The organism is Bradyrhizobium sp. DN3, from assembly GCF_041357655.1.
GTDB lineage: Bacteria > Pseudomonadota > Alphaproteobacteria > Rhizobiales > Xanthobacteraceae > Bradyrhizobium.
In genome coordinates this window covers 81200-102462 of sequence record NZ_JAULLN010000008.1, presented here as the reverse complement: position 1 = coordinate 102462, position 21263 = coordinate 81200, and the positions used below count along the sequence as shown (strand labels likewise).

The window sequence follows — 21263 nt, the reverse complement described above, 5'->3', positions numbered from 1 at the left end:
TTCGCGGCCCAAGGAGATTGTCCTGATTCTGATAGTGAGGGCCAATTCCGGCGTAAAGCCGAATTCACCCAGCCTGATTTGCGTCGGCGGACTTTTAGACTGTTGTCGAAGACCACGCAATCAAGGATCGCATCAAAACTGCATAAGACCTTGGTATTTCAAACGAATTATGAGATTTTCTGGATCCTGTCAGGACTTGGCCAGCGGGACGGCGGAAATGATGACGAAGGCCTGCGCGAGCGGCCAGTCGTCGGTGATCGACACATCGATCCGCGCCTCGAAACCCTCCGGCGTCAGGGCCTGAAGCCGGGCCAAGGCGCCGCCGGTCAGTTGCATGGTCGGCCGTCCCCCCGGCAGGTTGACCACCCCCATGTCGCGCCACCAGACGCCGCGCCTGATGCCGGTGCCGAGCGCCTTGGAGCAGGCCTCCTTGGCGGCAAAGCGCTTGGCGTAGGTCGCCACCACCATCTTCTCGTTCTTGGCGCGCCGCTCCGCCTTGGCCCGCTCGGCCACGGTGAAGATGCGGTCGAGGAAGCGCTCGCCGTGGCGCTCGATCACCTTGGCGACGCGGGTGATGTCGATCAGATCCGAGCCGATGCCGATGATCATGCCCGGCTCCGGCCGCGGTCCATCGCCGTGCGCATGTTGCGCACGGTCTCGGCCAGACCCACGAACAGCGCCTCTCCGATCATGTAGTAGCCGATATTGAGTTCCATGATCTCCGGCAGGGCCGCGATCGTCTCCGCCGTCGCATAGTCGAGCCCGTGTCCGGCATGGACCTCCAGCCCGGCAGCCTTGGCCAGCTTCGCCCCCGCCACGATCCGCTGCCATTCGGCTTCGGCCTTGTCGGTGTGGCCATCGACGACGGCGTCGCACCAGGCGCCGGTGTGGATCTCGATGACAGGCGCGCGCAGCTGTGCCGCCATCTCGATCTGCGCGGGGTCGGCGGCGATGAACAGCGACACCCGGATGCCGGCATCGTTGAGCCGCGCGATGTAGGGCGCGAGCGCATTGTGCTGGCCGACGACATCCAACCCGCCCTCGGTTGTCACCTCCTGCCGGCGCTCCGGCACGAGGCACACCGCATGCGGCTTGGTGGCGAGCGAGATGCGCATCATGTCGTCGGTCGCCGCCATCTCGAAATTGAGCGGCTTGGAGATCTCGGCCTTCAGCCGCGCCATGTCCTCGTCGCGGATGTGCCGGCGATCCTCGCGCAAATGCGCCGTGATGCCGTCGGCGCCGGCCTCGATCGCCAGCAGTGCGGCGCGGACCGGATCAGGATTGCGCCCACCGCGCGCGTTACGCAGGGTTGCGACATGGTCGACATTGACGCCGAGGCGGAGCGGAAGTGCGGGCATTTGCAGGACTCACGAAATCAGGGCGATAGACGCAGACGCAAAGCGTCTATCCATTAACACGTTCGACGCGGGCGACGACCGCCTTGGCGCGCAACTGGGCGAGGATCGCGCTCAAATGCTTCAGATCGTAGACTTCGAGGTCGATCGTCGTCTCCGTGAAATCAGGTGAGCGGCGCTGCATGCTGATGTTGTCGATATTGCCGTCGTGCTCGGCGATCACCGTCGCGATCTGTGCCAGCGCGCCGGGCTCATTGACGTTCTCGACCTTGATGCGGGCCGGGAAGCGCTGCGGCGCGGAATCCTCGATGTCCCAGCGCACGTCGAGCCAGCGCTCCGGCTCCTCCTCGAAATCCTTCAGGGCCGGCGCCTGGATCGGGTAGATCGTGATGCCCTCGCCCGGCGTGACGATACCGACGATGCGGTCGCCGGGCACGGCGCCGCCATTCGGCGCGAACTTCACCGGGAGATCGGAATTGATGCCGCGGATCGGGATCGCGACCGGGCTGCGCGGCGCCTCCGACGACTTCTCCTTGAGCTTGGCGGCCAGCCCCTTCTTGGCGCCATAGCGCGCGATGCGCTCCTCCTTGTAGTCGGGATACATCGCGCGCGCGACGTGGGAGGCCTTGATCTCGCCGCGGCCGACCGCCGCCATGACGTCCTCGATCGAGGTCCGCGCCAGCCGCGGCAGCGCGCCCTTGAGCTTGTCGTCGGCGTATTCGATCTTGGCCCGCTCGAACAGGCGCTCGACGATGCGCCGGCCGAGGCCGACATATTGATCGCGCACGGCGGTACGCGTGGCGCGGCGGATCGCGGCGCGCGCCTTGCCGGTGACCGCGAGCGTCTCCCAGGCCGATGGCGGCGCCGACTGTGCTTCCGAGGTCAGCACCTCGACCTCGTCGCCGTTCTGGAGCTCAGAGGACAGCGGCGCGAACTTGCCGTTGATCTTGCAGCCGACCGCGCTGTTGCCGACGTCGGTGTGCACCGCATAGGCGAAGTCGATCACGTTGGCATGGCGCGGCAGCGCGATCAGCTTGCCCTTCGGGGTGAAGCAGAACACCTGGTCGTGGAACAGCTCGAGCTTGGTGTGCTCAAGGAATTCCTCGGGATTGGCACTCTCCGAGAGGATGCCGATGGTGTGGCGCAGCCAGGCGAACGCGTTGGACTCGCGCTTGAGGAACTCAGTCGGCGAGCCGACGCCTTCCTTGTAGAAGACGTGCGCGGCGATGCCGCGCTCGGCGATCTGGTCCATCGCCTCGGTACGGATCTGGAGCTCGACGCGCTGGTTCCCGGGGCCGATCACGGTGGTGTGGATCGAGCGGTAGTCGTTCTGCTTCGGCGTCGAGATGTAGTCCTTGAAACGCCCCGGCACGACCGGCCAGGTGGTGTGGACGATGCCGAGCGCGCGATAGCAGGCTTCGATGTCACTCACGACGAGGCGAAAGCCGAAGATGTCGGACAATTGCTCGAAGCCGACCGACTTGCGCTCCATCTTGGTCCAGATCGAGAACGGTTTCTTGCGCCGGCCATAGACCCGCGCGCCCAGCCCGCGGTGGCGCAGATTGTTGGAGAGCTGGTCCTCGATCTCGCCGATCAGATTGCGGTTACGCTCGGCGAGCGCGTCGAGCCGCTGCATCACCACCGAATAGGCCTCGGGATCGAGGGTGCGGAAGGACAAATCCTCCAGTTCCTCGCGCATTTCCTGCATGCCCATGCGGCCGGCCAGCGGGGCATAGATGTCGAGCGTCTCCTCGGCAATGCGCCTGCGCGATTCCGTCGGCACGAAGTCCAGCGTGCGCATGTTGTGCAGGCGGTCGGCGAGCTTGACCAGAAGCACGCGGACATCATCGGCAATGGCCAGCAACAATTTGCGCAGGTTCTCGGCCTGCTTGGCCTCCCGCGACACCAGCTCCAGCCGCTTCAGCTTGGTCAGGCCCTCGACCAGCGCGCCGATCTCGGGCCCGAAGATCTGGTCGATCTCGGCCCGCGTCGCTTCGGTGTCCTCGATGGTGTCGTGCAGCAGCGCGGCTACGATGGTGGCGTCGTCGAGCTTGAGGTCGGTGAGAATCGCTGCCACTTCGAGCGGGTGCGAGAAATAGGGGTCGCCCGAGGCGCGGGTCTGCGAGCCATGCGCCTTCATCGCATAGACATAGGCGCGGTTGAGCAGGTCTTCGTTGGTGTTGGGGTTGTAGGACCTGACGCGCTCGACGAGGTCATATTGACGCATCATGCGTGCGCGTGGCTTCGCCGGGCGCGGCACCGGCGCAGTCGGGGCCACGGCAACCGATTCGGTTGCGGCCTGCATCTGCATTGGTTTCCAGCGCCGATACACCATGCCGTCCTGCCTTCAAACGGACCCGGAGGCGGGCCGTTGTATACATCTTAACGCTGATCCCGGGCGCGTCCGATCAATTCGGTGACAGGGCGCGGCGCGAACCGACAACGCTATGGTAACCACGAAAACACCAACAAAAGCAAAGGCCCGAACAACGGTTCGGGCCTTGATAAGATCACAAGAGGTCGATGATTACGACGGGACGATCTACTCGTCCTCCTCCGGCTGTTCCTCGGGCGGCGCGAGGCCTTCGAGACCCTTCAGGAGCTCCTCTTCGGTCATGCGTTCGACGGCGACCTCAGTATCATCCGCATCGACGCTCGCACCCGCGGAACCGATCAGCGGTACCGTATCGGGCTCGGGCTCGTCGACCTCGACGAACTTCTGGAGCGAGTGCACCAGCTCCTCGCGGAGGTCCTCCGGCGAAATGGTGGTCTCGGCAATTTCGCGCAAAGACACAACGGGGTTCTTGTCGTTATCGCGGTCAACCGTTAGTTGTGAACCGGACGAAATCATGCGGGCACGGTGGGCGGCCAGCAGGACCAGGTCAAAGCGGTTGTCGACCTTGTCGATACAATCTTCTACGGTGACGCGAGCCATGGCCTGTCGCTCCGTTGTGGGTGGGACGAAATATGTGGATGATCGGGGCTAGTTATAGGGACCGGGCCGATTTCGCAAGGCCAATTTGTGATTTGGCCTCGCCAAACGGCTCTGGTACCCCCACATTAGGGCTGGGATGGGTGATTTGCCGGGCTGCCATCGAAGTTAGCGCCGGGCGTGTGGACCGCCATAACTATACCTTGATTGCCCCGACTTCTCCGGATTTGCGGTTTCGACGGGTTTCGACGGCGCCTCAAGACCTGCGCGGCTCGCTGCCGCCGCGCCAACAATAAACGATCAATCACGAGCACTACGCGAGCAAACTGAATGTCACTTTCTCCTACCAACAAGATCGCGCTCTTCATCGACGGGGCCAATCTCTACGCGACGGCGAAAACTCTGGGCTTCGACATCGATTACAAGCGCCTGCTGAAGGAGTTTCAGAGCCGCGGAACGCTGCTTCGGGCGTTCTACTACACCGCCATCATCGAGGATCAGGAATACTCTTCGATTCGCCCGCTGATCGACTGGCTGGACTACAACGGCTACACCGTCGTCACCAAGGCGACCAAGGAATTCATCGACGCCTCCGGCCGCCGCAAGGTCAAGGGCAACATGGACATCGAGCTTGCCGTCGACGCCATGGAGCTCGCCGAGCATATCGACCAGATGGTGCTGTTCTCGGGTGACGGCGACTTCCGTTCCCTGGTCGAGGCCGTCCAGCGCCGCGGCGTGCGGGTCACCGTGGTCTCCACCATCGCCAGCCAGCCACCGATGATCGCCGACGAGCTGCGCCGCCAAGCCGACGTCTTCACCGACCTCGTCGAGCTGCAATCCAAGCTCGGCCGCGACCCGTCCGAACGCCCCGCCCCACGTGACCGCGGCGAGCGCGAGGGACGCCACCACGCCCCGCAATTCCTCCAGCGCGCAACCACGATGGCGCCGAGGGGCGATGACGACTTCGAGGAGTGAGGCGGCCCGGTCAAGCCGCCAGCCTTCCACCGTCGTTCCCGACCGTGACTGCCCGCTCTGTCCGCGTCTGGTCGCCTTTCGCGACGCCAACCGCGCGCGCGAGCCATCGTGGCACAATGCACCGGTTGCGCCCTTCGGTGACATCAAGGCGCGCCTCTTGATCGTGGGCCTTGCGCCGGGGATGCAGGGAGCCAACCGCACCGGTCGTCCCTTCACCGGCGACTATGCCGGTGATCTCCTCTACGCGACGCTGGTCGAATATGGATTTGCCAAGGGCACCTATCAGGCGCGCCCCGATGACGGCCTGAAGCTGATCGATTGCCGGATCGCCAACGCAGTGCATTGCCTGCCGCCGCAGAACAAGCCGCTCCCGATCGAGATCACCACCTGCCGCCAGTTCCTTGCGGCGAATCTCGCGACCATGCCGAACCTGCGCGCGATCGTCGCGCTCGGGCGGATTGCGCACGACAGCGTGCTCAAGCCGCTGAATCTGAAGGGCTCGCAAGCTCCCTTCGGCCATGGCGCCGTGCACCAGGCCGGCGCGTTCAAGCTTTACGACAGCTATCACTGCTCCCGCTACAACACGAATACGGGCGTGCTGACGCCCGACATGTTCCGGTCCGTGTTCGCGAAGGTGAAGGCCGATCTCGATTAGAGCCTAGTGCAGTTAGGCCGGTCGGTTGTCCGGGTTCACCTCTCCCCGACGGGGAGAGGTCGGATTGCGCCTGGCGATGCGGAGCATCATCCAGTGCAATCCGGGTGAGGGGCCGCGACATCCAGTGAGAGCTGATCCTCTCACCCGTATCGCATCTTCGATGCGATCCTCTCCCTCCAGGAGAGGTGAACTCTCGCCTCGCATCGATTCAACCAAAACTCATCCCACCTTAGCTAGCGATCTAGCCCTTGGCGGGATTGGCCTTCAGCCAGTCCAGCACATCGCCGGCATTCCGGTCGGGCGGAAACACCGGATAGAACACATGCGTGATCCTGGCGTCGTCGATGATCAGCGCGAGCCGCTTGATCAGCGTCAGGCCTGCGACCTCCATCGTCGGCAAATTCAGGGCGCGCGTCAGCACCAACTTCTCGTCCGAGAGCACTGGGAACGGCAGATGCAGCCGCGAGGCCATCTCGATCTGATAGTCGTTGCTCTGGGTCGAGAGACCGAACACGTGCGAGGCGCCAGCCGCCTTCAGCTCGGCAAACAGATCGCGGAACGCGCAAGTCTGCGGGGTGCAGCCGCGCGCGCCCGGGATCATGTCCCAATCGTCGACCAGCGCAATCTTGCCGGGTTCGCCGGTGCGGGGATAGGCAAACACGACGGTACGGCCGCGCAGCGCCGACAGCGTGACTGACCTGTCGTCCGTCGCGAGCAGGCCGATCGGCGGCAATGTCATGCCCTTCAGATGGGCGGCGCCACCGTCGTCGGCAGGCGCAGGAATCCGGCTCCAATCGACCTCGAGCAGGTTCCTCTGGGTCATCCCGCTTATCCCCTCGCCCGCATCAGGCGGCCCTTCTCGCGGCTCCAGTCGCGCTTCTTCTCGGATTCGCGCTTATCATGCAGCTTCTTGCCCTTTGCAACCGCCAGCTGCAATTTGGCGCGACCGCGTTCGTTGAAGTAGAGCTTGAGCGGGATCAGCGTCATGCCCTCGCGGTCGACCGCGCCCATCAGCTTGTTGATCTGCCGGCGGTGAAGCAGCAGTTTTCGCGGCCGTTTGGGCTCGTGATTGAAGCGGTTGCCCTGGAGATATTCGGGAATGGTGGCGTTGATCAGCCAGATCTCACCGTTCTTCGAGTCGGCATAGGATTCCGCGATCGTGCTCTTGCCGTTGCGGATCGACTTGACCTCGGTGCCGGTCAGCGCAATCCCCGCCTCGATCGTATCCTCGATGGCGTAGTTGAAGCGGGCCTTGCGATTCTCCGCCATGACCTTGATCGGACGTTCGTTCTTATCGGCCATCGCAGACAAACCTGATCAAGATGCGCACGGATTCTAACAGTTGGGATGAAGCGCGCGCGTCAAGACTTCTTGAGGAGATCACGGATCTCGGTCAGCAGCTCGACCTCGGCCGACGGTTTCGGCGGCGCCGCAGGCGCGGCCTGCTCCTTCTTCAGTCGGCTCATCACCCGGATCGCCAGGAACAGCACGAAGGCGATGATGATGAAGTTGATCGTCAGCGTGAGGAAGTTGCCCCAGGCCAGCACGGCGCCTTGCTTTTTCGCTTCAACCAAATTGGTGGCAGTGACCGCCTTCGACAAGGGGGTGAAGTAGTTTGAGAAGTCGAGCCCGCCGGTAGCGGCGCCGATGATCGGCATGATCACGTCGCCGACCAGCGAATTGACGATGGCGCCGAAGGCCGCACCGATGATGACGGCGACCGCGAGGTCGACGACGTTGCCCTTCATGGCGAATTCGCGGAACTCCTTGAGCATCTGCATGCCCTTCTCCTCGACGCTCATGAAACGCTCCCCAAACGCTAACGCGTCAGTTGATGAGGCCGGCATGCACCATTGCGCTGCGCACGGCCAGGCGTGTCGGCTCGGAGACCGGCACCATCGGCAGCCGCAGCGTCTCGTCCAGCTTGCCGAGCAGCGACATCGCGTACTTGATCGGCGCCGGATTGCTCTCGATGAAGAGGTTGTTGTGCAGCGGCATCAGCTTGTCGTGAAGCTTCAGGGCGGTCGCGTGATCGCCCTTCTGCCAGGCCACGTGGAACTCCGCGCACAGGCGCGGCGCGACGTTCGAGGTCACCGAGATGCAGCCGTGGCCGCCATGCGCCATGTAGCCGAGGATGGTCGCATCCTCCCCCGACAGCTGGTTGAAGTCCTCACCCATCGCCGCGCGCTGCTGCGACACGCGGACCATGCTAGCGGTGGCGTCCTTGACGCCGGCGATGTTCTTCAGCTCCCATAGCCGCTTCATGGTGTCGACCGACATGTCGATCACCGAGCGCGGCGGGATGTTGTAGATGATGATCGGGATGCCGATCGCATCGTTGATCGCCTTGAAGTGCTGATACATCCCTTCCTGGGTCGGCTTGTTGTAGTAGGGCGTGACGATCAGCACGGCGTCCGCGCCCGCCTTCTCGGCATGCTGGGAGAGCTCGATCGCCTCGTTGGTCGAGTTGGAGCCGGCACCCGCGACGACAGGCACGCGGCCCTTGGCTTCAGCGATGCACCATTCGACGACCTTCTTGTGCTCGTCATGGCTGAGCGTCGGGCTCTCGCCGGTGGTGCCGACCGGCACCAGGCCGTTGGTGCCTTCTGAGATCTGCCAATTGACCAGGGAGCGGAACGCCGCCTCGTCGAGCGAGCCGTTCTTGAACGGCGTGACCAAGGCGGTGAACGACCCCCGGAATTTCGTCTTGGCTGCCATGGACTTCCTCCGTACGCGGCGATCTCTTGAGCATGCCCCATACATATCGGGTCTATCCCGCCGGTAAAAGGCCCGCCGCCGTGTGACGCACCGTTTAGGCCGCGATTTTGCCGCGGTGATGGTGCAAATCGGCCCGAGGTAAGCGGCTGTTGGTATTTTGTCCGCATATTCAATCAATACAGCTAGATTTTGGGCCACTTGACTGATTCGGGGCGACGAAACGCCGTGACCTCCTTTCCTCGTGCCGCATGGCGATCCACCGGTCTGGTCGTATGCCTGATGGCAGGGTTGTCCGTCGGTTGTGCCGCCTTGGCCAAGTCCAGTGACAAGTCCGACAAGTCCAACGAGACGGCCGCGGACGAGGCTAAGAACTCCGCGAAGCCAGCCGCCAAGGACTCGTCCAAGGGAACCGGCAAGGAAACTTCAAAGGATACGGCCAAGGGCGCCAACAAGGGCGCCAGCAAGGGCGCGGCCAGCGCCCCGGCCAAGGATGCCGCGAAGAAATCTGCCAAGGACGCTGAGAAGGACGCTGGGAAGAACGCCGCCAAGGAGCCCGCGAAAGACAAGCCCAAGCCCGCGGCAGCATCCAAGCCCGCGGCAGCGTCCAAGCCTGCGGCAGCGGCCCCCGCGGCAACATCAAAACCGACCGCCAACGGCGCGCCGTCCAAGCCCGCACCCGCCCCGGCTTCGACGGCCACCGTCAGACCCACCGCCCCGGCGGCCGCCAGACCGTCCGCAGCTCCCGTGCTGGCTCCTGCGACCCGCCAGCATGCAGCGCCGCGCAAGCCGGTCATACCGGCCGCGGTCGCCGCAACATCGGCGACGTCGCAGGCCGACAAGGACACGCTGGAAAACGTCATCGAGCTCGTGCGCAAGCGCAAAGCGGGCGACGCCACCAATTATGCAGCTTCGATCTCGGATCCCGTCGCGCGAAAGCTCGCGGAATGGATCATCCTGCGCAGCGAGGACAATGGCGCGACCGTGGAGCGCTACCGCGCCTTCCTATCCGCCAATCCGAGCTGGCCGTCGCAGACCTTCCTGCGCCGCCGGCTCGAGGCTGCGATGTGGGACGACAGGCGCGACGATTCAGTTGCGTGGTCGTGGTTCGAGAATGAGTCCCCGATCTCCGCCAAGGGCCGCTTCACGCTTGCCAAGGCGATGCTGGCGCGCGGCGACCGCGCCAACGCCGAGCGGCTGGTGCGCGAGGCCTGGCGCAGCGATCCGATGTCGGAGGACACTGAGAACAACGCGCTCGACCAGTTCGGCGCCCTGCTGACGGCGGGCGATCAGAAGGCGCGGATGGACACCCTGCTCTACGGCAGCGAGAACGAAGCCGCGTTGCGCGCCGCCAAGCGCCTCGGCGCCGGCTATGTCGCGCTCGCCAAGGCTCGCATCGCTGCCGTCAAGAAGGCGCCGAATGCGCGCGCGCTGCTCGATGCCGTGCCGCGCGAGCTGCACAGCGATCCAGGCTTCATCTTCAGCAAGATCCAGCTCCTGCGCCGCGAGGAGAAGTTTGCCGAAGCGGCGCAGCTCATGCTCTCGGCGCCGAAGGATCCGAACCGGCTCCACAATCTCGACGAATGGTGGATCGAGCGGCGCCTCCTGGCGCGCAAGATGATCGACACCGAGGAATTCCGCAGCGCCTATCTGATCGCGCGCGATGCCGCCCTGCCCTCGCGCGACATCTACAAGACCGAGCAGGAATTCACCGCAGGCTGGATCGCGCTGCGCTTCCTCAACGATCCTGCGACCGCCGCCCAGCACTTTGCCCGTATCGGCGTGGGCAGCGTCAACCCGACCACGCTGGCGCGCGCCGGCTATTGGCAGGGCCGCGCTGCGGAAGCGATGGGCCGCCAGCAGGAGGCGCGCAACGCCTATGCCCGCGCCGCCGAGCAGTCGACCAGCTATTACGGCCAGCTCGCGCGCGCAAAACTCGGCCTGCCCCAGATCGAGCTCAACAACCCGCCGCGCGGACGCGGCGCCGAACGGCTCGAGATCGTGCGCGCCGCGCAACTGCTCTACGAGCTCGACGAGCGCGAGCTCGCGGTGCCCATGCTCGCCGACATGGGCGAGAACGGCGATCCCGAAGCGCTTGCCGGCCTCGGCGAGCTCACCCAGCGCTACAGCGACGCGCGCGGCATGCTGCTGCTGGGCAAGGCCGCGCTCAATCGCGGCCTGCCGTTCGACTTCTACGCCTATCCCGTCAACGGCATTCCGCAGTTCACGCCGATCGGCCCCCAGGTCGAGCGCAGCATCGTCTATGCGATCGCACGGCAGGAGAGCGCATTCAATCCGTCGGTGGTCTCGCCGGCGCAGGCCTATGGGCTGATGCAGGTGACGCCGGACGCCGCGCGCTACGTCTGCAAACGCCACGGCGCGACCTACGACCTGTCCCGGCTGAAGAACGATTCGGTCTACAACGCCACGCTCGGCTCGGCCGAGCTCGGCGGACTGCTCGAGGATTATCGCGGCTCCTACATCATGACGTTTGCCGCCTACAATGCCGGCCGCGGCAGCGTGAGGAAGTGGGTCGAGCGCTACGGCGATCCGCGCGACCCCAAGGTCGACGCGGTCGATTGGGTCGAGCTGATCCCCTTCTCCGAGACGCGCAACTACGTGCAGCGGATCATGGAGAACCTTCAGGTCTACCGCGCCCGCTTCGGCGGCGGCACGCGGCTGCAGATCGAAGCCGATTTGCGCCGCGGCACCGGCAGCGTGGAATAGCAACACCCTCGCCCGATCGCTGCCGGGAGCATCGGTGGCAAGCGATGCCTCAGGCCTTAAGTCTCCGACGGACGGACTGCGCAGTCACGCGACCTTCTGGCGCCCTTCCCGAGACGCGCCTCGATCGAGGTCTGCAAGGTCGCTTGCCACATCGACGAGCTCACCATTGTCGGCAAGGCTGGATCGGCGGGTCGCTTTGCAAGACGGACCGGTCAGCGACAGCCTGCCCATGCCTCTCGCCACGGACGGGCATGCGGGCCGCGCGGTCATCCCTCTCTCGCAGCGGCTTCAATCAGGTCTCGGCGAACGATCATCAACGGAACGCGCGACGCCAACTCTGGCCGTCATGACCCGAGGCGAGAACAAGCCGGCAAAAAGAAAAGCCCCGGCGGTTTCCCGCCGGGGCTCTCTGTCAGGTCGTTAGACCAAACTTACCAGTTGCGCTGAGCGCGGAGCAGCAGGGTGATGCTGTCCTGATCCTTCAGCTCATACACTGCGGTCGGCTTGGCCGTGTTAGCGGCCGGGCTGAGGATGGCAGTGCCGGAATACTTCTGATCCAGATGGGTCCAGTTCAGGTCAGCCGAGAACGTCAGGTTCTTGACCGGGGTCCAGCGGGTGATGATACCGATCTGACCGATCGCGAAGTCAGGGTTACAACCCGTCACACCCACGAGGCCGCCGAACACGCCACCGGTGCCAGTCGCGCCGCAGAGCGTGGTCTTGGCGAGCGTGCCGAACTGGGCCTGAGCGTAAGCACCGTAGAGCGCGGTGTTCCAGTAGGGATCCCAGTTGTGGGTGTAAGCACCACGGAAGCCCCAGGTCTTGACCGTCTCCTGCGAGCTGCCCGTGATGAACACGGTGTCAGGAGCATTGGCGAAGCCGACGCTCTGATAGGCGATGCCCGAGCTGCCGTACATCTGGTAGGAGCTGCCCGCCAGGTTCTGGAAGTTGTAGCGGGTCGCGCCGTCGGTGTAGACGCCCTGGATGTTGATCGTGTCACCCGCACCGGTCGGGATGTTCTTGATCGACAGAGCGAGCTGAACCGCCCAACCCCACTTGTCGTCGGGGTGGCCAGTGGTCTCGGTAGCGCCGTAGTAGGCAACGTGGTTGTCATGCGCAGCAACCGACGCCTGGAACAGGCCCCAGGCCTGGTCGACACGGACCATACCGACGAGGTTCGGAGAGCGCGAACCGCCGATGGCGTTCGAGCCATACGCACCGCCAACCATGCCAGCGGCAGTCGCGCCGGTCATGTTGAGGTTGCCGGCCTGATAGTAAGCCGTCGCGTCTTCCGCCGAGAACGCCGCCGTCACGCCCTGACCGAAGTCAGCGGTGTAGGTGAACTGGTTGACGCCAGTGACCGTGCCGCTGCCGCCGACGAGGCTGTCGATGTTGTTGCCGGGATAGTTGGTCCAGGGCGCGTCGAACTGCGACACGGCCTTACCCATCGTGAAGCCGGCGAACTGGATGAAGGCGTAGTACACGCCGAGCGAACCGCCCGAGGTGCCGCCGTCCGTCGGATTGATGGTGGTGTTACCAGCCGTCGTGAAGGTAGCGGCGGTCGTGCCCGTGGCCGAGCCGGTGCCGACGTAGCCGGCGGTGGTCCAGGAGAACGTCGCATCGAAGAAGGTGCGGACGACGCCGTATTCGGTGGCGGTGCGCGTGTCGATGTTGAGATCTTCACGAGCGCGCGCGGTGTAGTAGTTGCTCAGACGGTTGTGCGCGCCGGCGGGAGCGCCGTTCGCAATGCCGTAGACACTGTTGGTGCCCAGCGCGACTTCGGCGCGCAGGTAGCCACCCAGCTTGATGCAGGTGTCAGTGCCGGGGATGTAGTAGAATCCTGCACCGTACAGGGAGCAGATCTTCACGTATTCGACCGCCTTGGCCTTCACGGGCAGATCGGCTGCCTGCGCTCCGCCCACGGCGATCAGACCCGCCGCTGAGCCGAGCAAAAGGCTCTTAACCAACTTCATGTTAAACCTCCAAGTTGCTCTTCAGGGAAGGTCACTGACCGGACGGCCAATTCCCCAACCCCCTCTAAATCACCGCTTTCGGCTCCTTCGCGTCTTCGGACACACCCGCATGAACGCGAGGGACTTAAGCGAATGACCTAAACGGGACGACCTTGGGATGCCCCCCTCCGTCGCTCAGTCACAATTACCGAACGTCCTTGCACACACAACAAAAGAACGCTCCGAAGCGGGCCTATGAGACGTGTTTTCCGACGGGTGTTGCACAAATAACACGTAGATGTGATCGCGGCACGCCCGCAACACTTTGTTTTTATTGATCTTTTCAGAGAGGTTCCGCTTGCCGTCAAAATTCCGTACCTAAGGCGCGGCGAGCGGAGGGCCGGGATGTGGCGACCCAGGCGCGCTCGAATCGTAGAATCGGACGAGATTCAAGCACCTCCGAATCTCGCTCAGCCCAACGGTTATCGATGGCGGCGAAACGGCCTTGGCCCCGACACGCGAGGCCAAATCTCGACCAGGTCAGCTCTCTCTATGTGTGGTGCGGGGGTATCTATGTCCGGGGCCAGCTTGGCTGGCGGAGACGGAGGGATTCGAACCCTCGATAGGCCTTTACAAGCCTATAACGGTTTAGCAAACCGCCGCCTTCAGCCACTCGGCCACGTCTCCAATACGCCGGGTATGCCCGACACGGCGGCGGGCCGCAAGCGGCAGAATTGAGGGCGGCGGGTTCTTTTCACCTGAAAGCTGACGAGCAGCCGGCGACGCAAGCCTCGCGAATGAATCCTCGGGGCGAGTTCCTGCGATTCGCACTGACCTTATATATGCGTGCGCGCGTCTAGCGGCTGGATCGCCAGATCCGCCAGTGCGAGGGCGATATCAGCACCGCCTCGCCCGCCCAGACGTTGAACCAAGACGCCGGACCTGCGCCGGCATGGAAAAGTCCAGGGCAAAATGCCCGTCTTGTGGAACCGTCCGAGTTCCAGATCGCAGTCGTCGGGCGCGATCTGAATCGGAAGCCATCGGCCATTGTTTGGCCCATTCTGGTCGGGGTCGCTCATACCGTGCGGATCTAGGGGACCGCACGACGAGGGAATTTGATCCAGCGCAACCGAGCTCACCCGTGGAAACACGGATACGGATGCGATTCTCAGTTCAGTGGGCGGAGACCCACGCCCTCGCCTCGCGCTGCGCGGCCGAGATCTCGGCGTCCGACATCTGCCCGGCGACTTCCTGGCGCAGCGCGACGGCGTCCTTGCGGCCCTTCAGCGCGGCAAGGTTGAACCATTTATGCGCGGCGACGAGATCGACGAGGCTGGAGCGGCCACTCGCCCAATAGATGCCGCGCTCGAACAGCACATCCGAGAGCGCGCTCGTGTCGATCGGCGTCGCGGTCTCCAGATCGAAAGTACCCTGAAACATGTCGCATCCCCTTTTTTCTTATGCCGTCTCGTTCCCCCGAGCGCGGCTCCCGTCCAACTCTGATGTGCACGACCCTTCCCGGGATCGTGCACTGTTCAACTCATCCCCATTGCCGTTTGCCGGCTTGTTGGAGGCGATGATGGCGGGCAAATTTGAATGGCAGTTTAAGTATCGCGATGAAGCAGACGTAAACGCGAGCGCGCGGTGCCTGCGCAGGGAATTCAAAAAGTCCCTGACTTGCAGGTACTTCTGCAATTCGTCAGATTCGGTTTACCTGGGATTTTGGGAGAACGATAACCATCGCGCGCGGTAGCGGATGTCCTGCGGTTACGATTTGTAGGAGCGGATCGCTGTCGTGGCCGCGCCCGCCCTGTCATTCCCCGCCACCGGGTCTCGCCTCCGGCGAGCCCGATGACAGGCTCCGGCGGGGACTGCCGTACGGCGCGGCGGATCTACTCAACCACTGCCGTCTCGGAGTATTGCATCGCCCGGTCGGAGCCGGGCGATGACGCCGCGAACGGAGAAGCGGCGTGCGAACAGCGTGCAATCAGGCCGCAGCCCTTGCCTGCCCCAAGGCAGTGCGAGCAAGGCGCGCGGCCGTGTCACGGTCAGATCAGCAATGTCGGGGAAAGGAATGCCGGCAATACCCCGGCTTCAAGAGAACGAGGGCGTCGGCGAACACGTCAGGACCAGATTCCACGTTGGCCCGAAGGCCGCTTGTGAAATTGCGGAGCCCCTTGAGGAGAACCGCACCGAACGAAGAAAACTCGTTTCTTCTGCCGGACCGCGAAAGAGAACGATCCGACCGTTGACCTGATGTCTCGCCGACACCCTCTATCGTCGACCAGAACCCTTAGGAGGCGCTGATGACGTGCCGGCTATCTGGAGCCGGCAACTTCAGAAGCGAAGTTACTTCTTCTTCTTCGCGACCTTGCGGGTCTTCTTCGCAGTCTTCTTCACTGCGCTCTTCGCCTTCTTCGCCTTCTTCGCTTTCTTGGCCATGTTGCCCTCCGATGTGTGAGATGGCTTTAATCGCTGCGTGCACTCGGGGATCGAATGCACTTCATCCCGAATACACCAACACGAAGAAAAAAACAGCGTCTCGCTTAAAGAAGTGTTGACGGCGCAACGCGCGTGCGCTTGGCGAGCGCGATGCAAGCGCACTGCATCACGTGTGCTTGCGATCGCAGAGAGTGGGCGCATCGTCAGCGTTTGCGACGGATGCGATTGCAGAAAAACACTATGCAGCAAGTATTTTTCTGCGCGCATGCATCGCGCATGAGCGCCGCGATGACGAGCGTCGCGAGTCGCGCGATCGCCTCGCGAAGGCGTTTCGCGGACTCTGAGTCGCGACTTTTGGCAACGAAAAAATTTTCATGCTTAACGGCGCGAACGCTCGCCTGAGCGTGTGCAAGCCGCCGTTTTGTGCGAATCGCGCGCCGCCGATTCGGCCGCCGCATCACCGTCGATCGGGATGAAGTTTGCCGCCGAGGATGCGCGCGAGCGCCGCACCAAGAGCGGAAAGCGAGGTGACGAAGCGTGTCCGTCACCTCGTTCAAACGCGCGAGGCTAGACGCCGAGCTTGGACTTGAGCAGCTCGTTGACGCTCTGCGGGTTGGCCTTGCCGCCGGACGCCTTCATCACTTGGCCGACGAACCAGCCGAGCGACTGCGGCTTGTCCTTGACCTGCGCGGCCTTGTCGGGATTGGCCGCGATGATGTCGTCGACAACCTTTTCGATCGCCGAGAGGTCGGTGACCTGCTTCATGCCGCGGCTTTCCACCAGCGCGCGGGGATCGCCGCCCTCCTGCCAGACGATCTCGAACAGATCTTTGGCGATCTTGCCTGAGATCGTGCCCTCGCCGATCAGGTCGATGATCGCAGCTAACTGCTCGGCGTTGACGGGAGAGCCCGTAATATCCCGGCCTTCCTTGTTGAGACGGCCGAACAGCTCGTTGATCACCCAGTTCGCCGCCATCTTGCCGTCGCGCGCGCGGCTCGCGAGCTTGTCGAGCACCGTCTCGTAGAACACTGCGCTCTCGCGCTCGGCGACCAGCACGCTCGCATCATAGGCCGACAGGCCGAAGTCGGCGACGAAGCGCGTCTTCTTCTGATCCGGCAGCTCGGGGAGCTCAGCCTTCAGATCGTCGACGAATTCCTGGCTGAACTCCAGCGGCAGGAGGTCGGGATCGGGGAAGTAGCGATAGTCGTGCGCCTCTTCCTTGGACCGCATCGAGCGCGTCTCGCCCTTGTTGGGGTCATAGAGCCGCGTTTCCTGGTCGATCGCCCCGCCATCCTCGAGGATTTCGATCTGGCGGCGCGCTTCGTACTCGATCGCCTGGCCGATGAAGTTGATCGAGTTCATGTTCTTGATCTCGCAGCGGGTGCCGAGCGGACCGCCGGGCTTGCGCACGGAGACGTTGACGTCGGCGCGCAAGCTTCCCTTCTCCATGTCGCCGTCGCAGGTGCCGAGATAGCGCAGGATCGAGCGCAGCTTGGTCACGTAGGCCTTGGCCTGCTCAGCATCGCGGATGTCGGGCTTGGAGACGATCTCCATCAGCGCCACGCCGCAGCGGTTGAGGTCGACATTGGACATGGTCGGCGACCGGTCGTGCAGCAGCTTGCCGGCGTCCTGCTCCAGATGCAGCCGCTCGATGCCGACGGTGACGCTGCGGCCGCCGTCGAGCTCGACCAGCACCTCGCCCTCGCCGACGACCGGCGACTTGTACTGGCTGATCTGGTAGCCCTGCGGCGAGTCCGGATAGAAATAGTTCTTGCGGTCGAACACCGAACGCAGATTGATCTTCGCGTTGAGGCCGAGCCCGGTCCGGACAGCCTGTCTGACGCATTCCTCGTTGATGACGGGCAGCATGCCTGGCATCGCGGCGTCGACGAGCGACACGTGGCTGTTCGGCTCCCCGCCGAACGCGGTCGAGGCGGCCGAGAAAAGTTTCGAGTTCGAGGTCACCTGCGCATGGATCTCCATGCCGATGACCATCTCCCAATCGCCGGTGGCGCCCTTGAGAAGCTTGTGCGTGGCCGTGCTCATGTCTTGCTCCCCAGCAGCGTGGCCGCGATCCGCTGCCACTCTGCTTCCAATGAATCCTTTGCTGCGGGCTGGCCGGCCTGGCGGTACCAATAGCCGGCATTGCCGAGATCGCCTTCGACGCGGTGCAGATAGGCGTGCACCCAGGCCGCCTCACGGCTGCTTTCGTCCTGGACGATCTTGTGCGCGCGGTCCCAGTCGCCTTTGGCCGCCCACCAGAGTCCGGCGAGCGGCGCGTTCAATTCCGGCGCAGGCGCCGCGCCGTCGAGGCTCGCGATGAATCCCGCGACATTCACCACCACCTCGCGGGCGTGAAGCGGCCGGCGGCCTGCTCGATCACCTCGCCGAGCGAGAACAGCGTCTCCTCGTCGAAGGGACGGCCGATCAGTTGCAAGCCGAGCGGAAGGCCCTGCGCGTCCTTGCCGGCGGGCACGGCGATGCCGGGCAGGCCCGCCATGTTCACGGTCACCGTGAAGATGTCGTTGAGATACATCTCGACAGGATCGGCGCCGCCCTTCTCGCCGATGCCGAAGGCCGCCGACGGCGTCGCTGGCGTCAGGATGGCATCCACGCCCTTGGCGAAGCAGTCCTCAAAATCCTTCTTGATCAGCGTGCGCACCTTCTGGGCGCGCAAATAGTACGCGTCGTAATAGCCGGCTGAGAGCACATAGGTGCCGATCATGATGCGGCGCTTCACCTCTGCGCCAAAACCTTCGGCGCGGGTGTTTTCGTAGAGTTCGATGATGTTCTTAGCCGGCTCGCGCAGGCCGTAGCGGACACCGTCATAGCGCGCGAGGTTGGAGGAGGCCTCTGCCGGCGCCACGATGTAATAGGCCGGCAGCGCGTACTTGGTGTGCGGCAGCGACACCTCGACGAGCTCGACGCCGGCGCTCCTGAGCCAGGCCGCGCCCGCTTCCCAAAGTTTTTCGATCTCCGCCGGCATGCCGTCGAGACGATACTCCCGGGGGATGCCGATCTTCATGCCCTTCACGGACTTGCCGATCGCGGCCTCGTAGTCCGGCACAGGGATGTCGACCGAGGTCGTGTCCTTGGGATCGTGGCCCGCCATGGAGCGCAGCAGCATCGCGCTATCGCGCACGCTGCGCGCGATCGGACCGGCCTGGTCGAGCGAGGAAGCAAAGGCGACGATGCCCCAGCGCGAGCAGCGGCCATAGGTCGGCTTGATGCCGACGGTCGCGGTGAACGCCGCCGGCTGGCGGATCGAGCCGCCGGTGTCGGTCGCGGTCGCGCCCATGCAGAGCAGCGCCGCCACGGCCGAGGCCGAACCACCGGACGAGCCGCCCGGCACCAGCGTCGTGTTCGAGCCGTCGCGCCGCCAGGGATTGCCGACCGGGCCGAAGCACGAGGTCTCGTTCGACGAGCCCATCGCGAACTCGTCATTGTTGAGCTTGCCGAGCATCACCGCGCCGTCGCGCCACAGCTGCGAGGTCACGGTGGACTCATAAGTCGGCACGAAATTGCCGAGGATCTTCGAGCAGGCCGTGGTGCGCACGTCCTTGGTCGCGAACAGATCCTTGATGCCGAGCGGGATGCCGGCGAGCGGACCGGCGTCGCCCTTGGCGATCCTGGCGTCCGCCTCGCGCGCCATGCTGCGCGCCTGGTCCGGCGTCTCCATGACGAAGGCATTGAGCACGCGCGCGGCTTCGATCGCGGAAAGATGCGCGTCGGTCAGCTCGAGCGACGTGAAGGTCTTGGCCGCGAGGCCCTTGCGGGCCTCGGCGAGCGTCAGCGATGTCAAATCGGTCATTTATTGATCGGGCTGCAGAAGAACGGAGACAGGGTCTTGTCGTTGGCCGGGTCGTCTTTTTTGGCGGCTGCTTTCGCGGCGGCCTCGATCTCGTCGAGCACGGCATTGACGGCGACGTTGGGATCGGCAGCCTTGCCCTGCCGCTCCATCTTGTCGAGATAGTTCATATAGGCCTGATAGGCCTTCTCATCGTCGCATAACAGGCACATCGGACGGCGTCCTAAAAGTTATTCGACGACCTTGGGCACCAGGAAGAAGTGTCCTTCGGTCGCGGGCGCGTTCGCAACGATATCGTCGGCGATCTCGCCGTCATTGACCACGTCTTGCCGCTTCTTCATCTGCATCGGGGTGACCGAGGTCATCGGCTCCACGCCCTCGACATTGACCTCCGAGAGCTGCTCGACAAAGGCGAGCATGGCGTTGAGCTCGCCCTGCAGATGCGGAACCTCGCCCTCGGAAACCGCAATGCGCGCCAGATGCGCGATGCGGCGGACAGTAGCGGCGTCGACGGACATTATATAAGGCCTCTCACGGCAAAACCTAACCGCCGTATAGCAGAGGCCGCTTTTGCGCCGCAACCGGCGCTTCCCGCCTAGCCAGCAAGCGCTTTCATGCGCGCAACGGCCGATTTCGCCAGATCCCGGGTCAATTCGGCCGCCGGGACCTCGCGGCCGAGGGCTACGGCCTGGCCGGCCCAGAGATTGGTGAAATCCACCCTGCCCTGCTTTTCGGCAGCCGCCTTCAGTGGCCCCAGCGCGGTCGCGGCGTGGGGAAAGGGCGGCGCGTCCGGTGAGACCGGGCCCGCCTCGCGCATCAGGCGGTTCTGGACACCGCGCGCCGGACGGCCGGTCATGACATTGGTGATGACGGTCGACTCGTCGTCCGCCTCGGCGAGCGCCTTGCGGCCTCCCGCCGTGACCTTGGATTCCGGACAGCGCAGATAGGCACTGCCGATCTGCACACCGGATGCACCGAGCGCAAAGGCCGCGGCAATGCCGCGCCCGTCCGCAATGCCGCCGCATGCGATCACCGGCACCTTCACGGCGTCGACCACCTGCGGCACCAGCGCGAACGTGCCGGGTTGCTCGGCGATCTTGTCGGTCAGGAACATGCCGCGATGACCGCCCGCCTCCGCGCCTTGCGCGATCACGGCATCGACGCCGTGCTGTTCAAGCCAGACCGCTTCCTTCACCGTAGTGGCGGACGAGATCACGAGGCAGCCGGCTGCCTTGACGCGCTTGAGCAGAGTTTGCTCCGGCAAGCCGAAGTGAAAGCTGACGACTTCCGGCTTCAGCTCCTCGACGACCTCGCAGAAGGCCGCATCGAACGGCGCACGGTTCGCCGCAGCGATCGGCGCGGCGGGATCGAGGCCATGCTCGGTGTAATAGCCCGCGAGCCGCTGCTTCCAGCGCGCCTCAGCCTCGGCCGCGAGTTCGACAGGCGTGTGGCAGAAGAAGTTCATGTTGACCGGCGCCTTCACGCGCTGGCGGATGAGGCCAACCTGCTCGCGTGCCTTCTCCGCCGAGATCATCGCGCAGGGCAGCGATCCCAGCGCCCCGCCCTGCGCGGCCGCAATCACCAGCTCCGCATCCATCACGCCCGCCATCGGCGCCAGCACGATCGGGAATTCGGTCTTGAAGAGATCGATTAGTCGACGGTCAGGCCACATGGGTTCTCTCACTACTTGTTTTCCTTACCC

19 protein-coding genes and 1 tRNA gene are annotated in these 21263 nt (G+C 64.1%); 3 read left to right on the top strand and 17 right to left on the bottom strand.

Features of this window, described 5'->3' with window-relative positions:
* Positions 1–189: 189 nt before the first annotated feature.
* From acpS to rpoZ, 4 genes are all read right to left on the bottom strand, one after another.
* Positions 190–609, bottom strand: a complete 420-nt coding sequence (gene acpS / locus AAE027_RS14105; RefSeq protein ID WP_128920609.1) for a holo-ACP synthase — start codon at positions 607–609, stop codon at positions 190–192.
* Complete coding sequence (locus AAE027_RS14100; RefSeq protein ID WP_370985893.1) at positions 606–1358, bottom strand: pyridoxine 5'-phosphate synthase; 753 nt, start codon at positions 1356–1358, stop codon at positions 606–608. The genes acpS and AAE027_RS14100 overlap by 4 nt, the downstream gene beginning before the upstream one ends.
* Before the next feature lie 46 nt (positions 1359–1404).
* Positions 1405–3690 carry a RelA/SpoT family protein gene (locus AAE027_RS14095; RefSeq protein WP_370985892.1) on the bottom strand — a complete coding sequence of 762 codons (2286 nt, stop codon included), beginning with the start codon at positions 3688–3690 and terminating at the stop codon, positions 1405–1407.
* Between the two features lie 207 nt (positions 3691–3897).
* Complete coding sequence (rpoZ, locus tag AAE027_RS14090) at positions 3898–4290, bottom strand: DNA-directed RNA polymerase subunit omega (protein ID WP_007603391.1); 393 nt, start codon at positions 4288–4290, stop codon at positions 3898–3900.
* A gap of 327 nt (positions 4291–4617) precedes the next feature.
* Here rpoZ and AAE027_RS14085 point away from each other — a divergent pair, with 327 nt between their 5' ends.
* Entirely contained in the window at positions 4618–5262 is a 645-nt protein-coding gene (locus AAE027_RS14085) for a LabA-like NYN domain-containing protein (RefSeq protein WP_128933338.1), read from the top strand.
* Positions 5243–5917, top strand: a complete 675-nt coding sequence (locus AAE027_RS14080) for a uracil-DNA glycosylase (protein ID WP_091899096.1) — start codon at positions 5243–5245, stop codon at positions 5915–5917. The genes AAE027_RS14085 and AAE027_RS14080 overlap by 20 nt, the downstream gene beginning before the upstream one ends.
* 241 nt (positions 5918–6158) lie before the next feature.
* Here AAE027_RS14080 and AAE027_RS14075 read toward each other — a convergent pair whose 3' ends face one another.
* From AAE027_RS14075 to dapA, 4 genes are read right to left on the bottom strand one after another with little or no spacing between them, the layout of a single operon-like run.
* A complete protein-coding gene (locus tag AAE027_RS14075; RefSeq protein WP_370985890.1) occupies positions 6159–6740 on the bottom strand; it encodes a peroxiredoxin in 582 nt (193 codons plus the stop codon).
* A gap of 5 nt (positions 6741–6745) precedes the next feature.
* On the bottom strand, positions 6746–7219 hold the full coding sequence (gene smpB, locus AAE027_RS14070; RefSeq protein WP_024341117.1) for an SsrA-binding protein SmpB: 474 nt from the start codon (positions 7217–7219) through the stop codon (positions 6746–6748).
* 59 nt (positions 7220–7278) lie between these two features.
* Positions 7279–7692, bottom strand: coding sequence for a large conductance mechanosensitive channel protein MscL (gene mscL, locus AAE027_RS14065; RefSeq protein ID WP_091899100.1), 414 nt, complete (start codon positions 7690–7692; stop codon positions 7279–7281).
* A gap of 52 nt (positions 7693–7744) precedes the next feature.
* Positions 7745–8635, bottom strand: coding sequence for a 4-hydroxy-tetrahydrodipicolinate synthase (gene dapA, locus AAE027_RS14060; protein ID WP_370985888.1), 891 nt, complete (start codon positions 8633–8635; stop codon positions 7745–7747).
* A gap of 279 nt (positions 8636–8914) precedes the next feature.
* Between dapA and AAE027_RS14055 the strand changes: the two genes are divergently transcribed.
* Positions 8915–11359 (top strand): lytic transglycosylase domain-containing protein, encoded by a 2445-nt coding sequence (locus AAE027_RS14055; protein ID WP_370985887.1) that lies wholly within the window; start codon positions 8915–8917, stop codon positions 11357–11359.
* Between the two features lie 431 nt (positions 11360–11790).
* Here AAE027_RS14055 and AAE027_RS14050 read toward each other — a convergent pair whose 3' ends face one another.
* From AAE027_RS14050 to AAE027_RS14010, 9 genes are all read right to left on the bottom strand, one after another.
* Positions 11791–13332, bottom strand: coding sequence for a porin (locus AAE027_RS14050; RefSeq protein ID WP_370985885.1), 1542 nt, complete (start codon positions 13330–13332; stop codon positions 11791–11793).
* 572 nt (positions 13333–13904) lie between these two features.
* A tRNA-Ser gene (locus tag AAE027_RS14045) sits at positions 13905–13998 on the bottom strand.
* Positions 13999–14484: 486 nt separating this feature from the next.
* Positions 14485–14751, bottom strand: coding sequence for a hypothetical protein (locus AAE027_RS14040; protein ID WP_370985884.1), 267 nt, complete (start codon positions 14749–14751; stop codon positions 14485–14487).
* A gap of 1569 nt (positions 14752–16320) precedes the next feature.
* Complete coding sequence (gene gatB, locus AAE027_RS14035; protein ID WP_370985883.1) at positions 16321–17799, bottom strand: Asp-tRNA(Asn)/Glu-tRNA(Gln) amidotransferase subunit GatB; 1479 nt, start codon at positions 17797–17799, stop codon at positions 16321–16323.
* Positions 17796–18098 carry a hypothetical protein gene (locus tag AAE027_RS14030; protein ID WP_370985882.1) on the bottom strand — a complete coding sequence of 101 codons (303 nt, stop codon included), beginning with the start codon at positions 18096–18098 and terminating at the stop codon, positions 17796–17798. The genes gatB and AAE027_RS14030 overlap by 4 nt, the downstream gene beginning before the upstream one ends.
* On the bottom strand, positions 18089–19564 hold the full coding sequence (gene gatA, locus AAE027_RS14025; protein ID WP_370985881.1) for an Asp-tRNA(Asn)/Glu-tRNA(Gln) amidotransferase subunit GatA: 1476 nt from the start codon (positions 19562–19564) through the stop codon (positions 18089–18091). Before gatA ends, AAE027_RS14030 begins: the two co-directional genes overlap by 10 nt.
* Positions 19561–19773, bottom strand: a complete 213-nt coding sequence (locus AAE027_RS14020) for a hypothetical protein (RefSeq protein ID WP_027547180.1) — start codon at positions 19771–19773, stop codon at positions 19561–19563. The genes gatA and AAE027_RS14020 overlap by 4 nt, the downstream gene beginning before the upstream one ends.
* Before the next feature lie 18 nt (positions 19774–19791).
* Positions 19792–20079 carry an Asp-tRNA(Asn)/Glu-tRNA(Gln) amidotransferase subunit GatC gene (gene gatC, locus AAE027_RS14015; RefSeq protein WP_007611211.1) on the bottom strand — a complete coding sequence of 96 codons (288 nt, stop codon included), beginning with the start codon at positions 20077–20079 and terminating at the stop codon, positions 19792–19794.
* A gap of 77 nt (positions 20080–20156) precedes the next feature.
* Entirely contained in the window at positions 20157–21233 is a 1077-nt protein-coding gene (locus AAE027_RS14010) for an NAD(P)H-dependent flavin oxidoreductase (RefSeq protein ID WP_370985880.1), read from the bottom strand.
* Positions 21234–21263 lie beyond the last annotated feature (30 nt).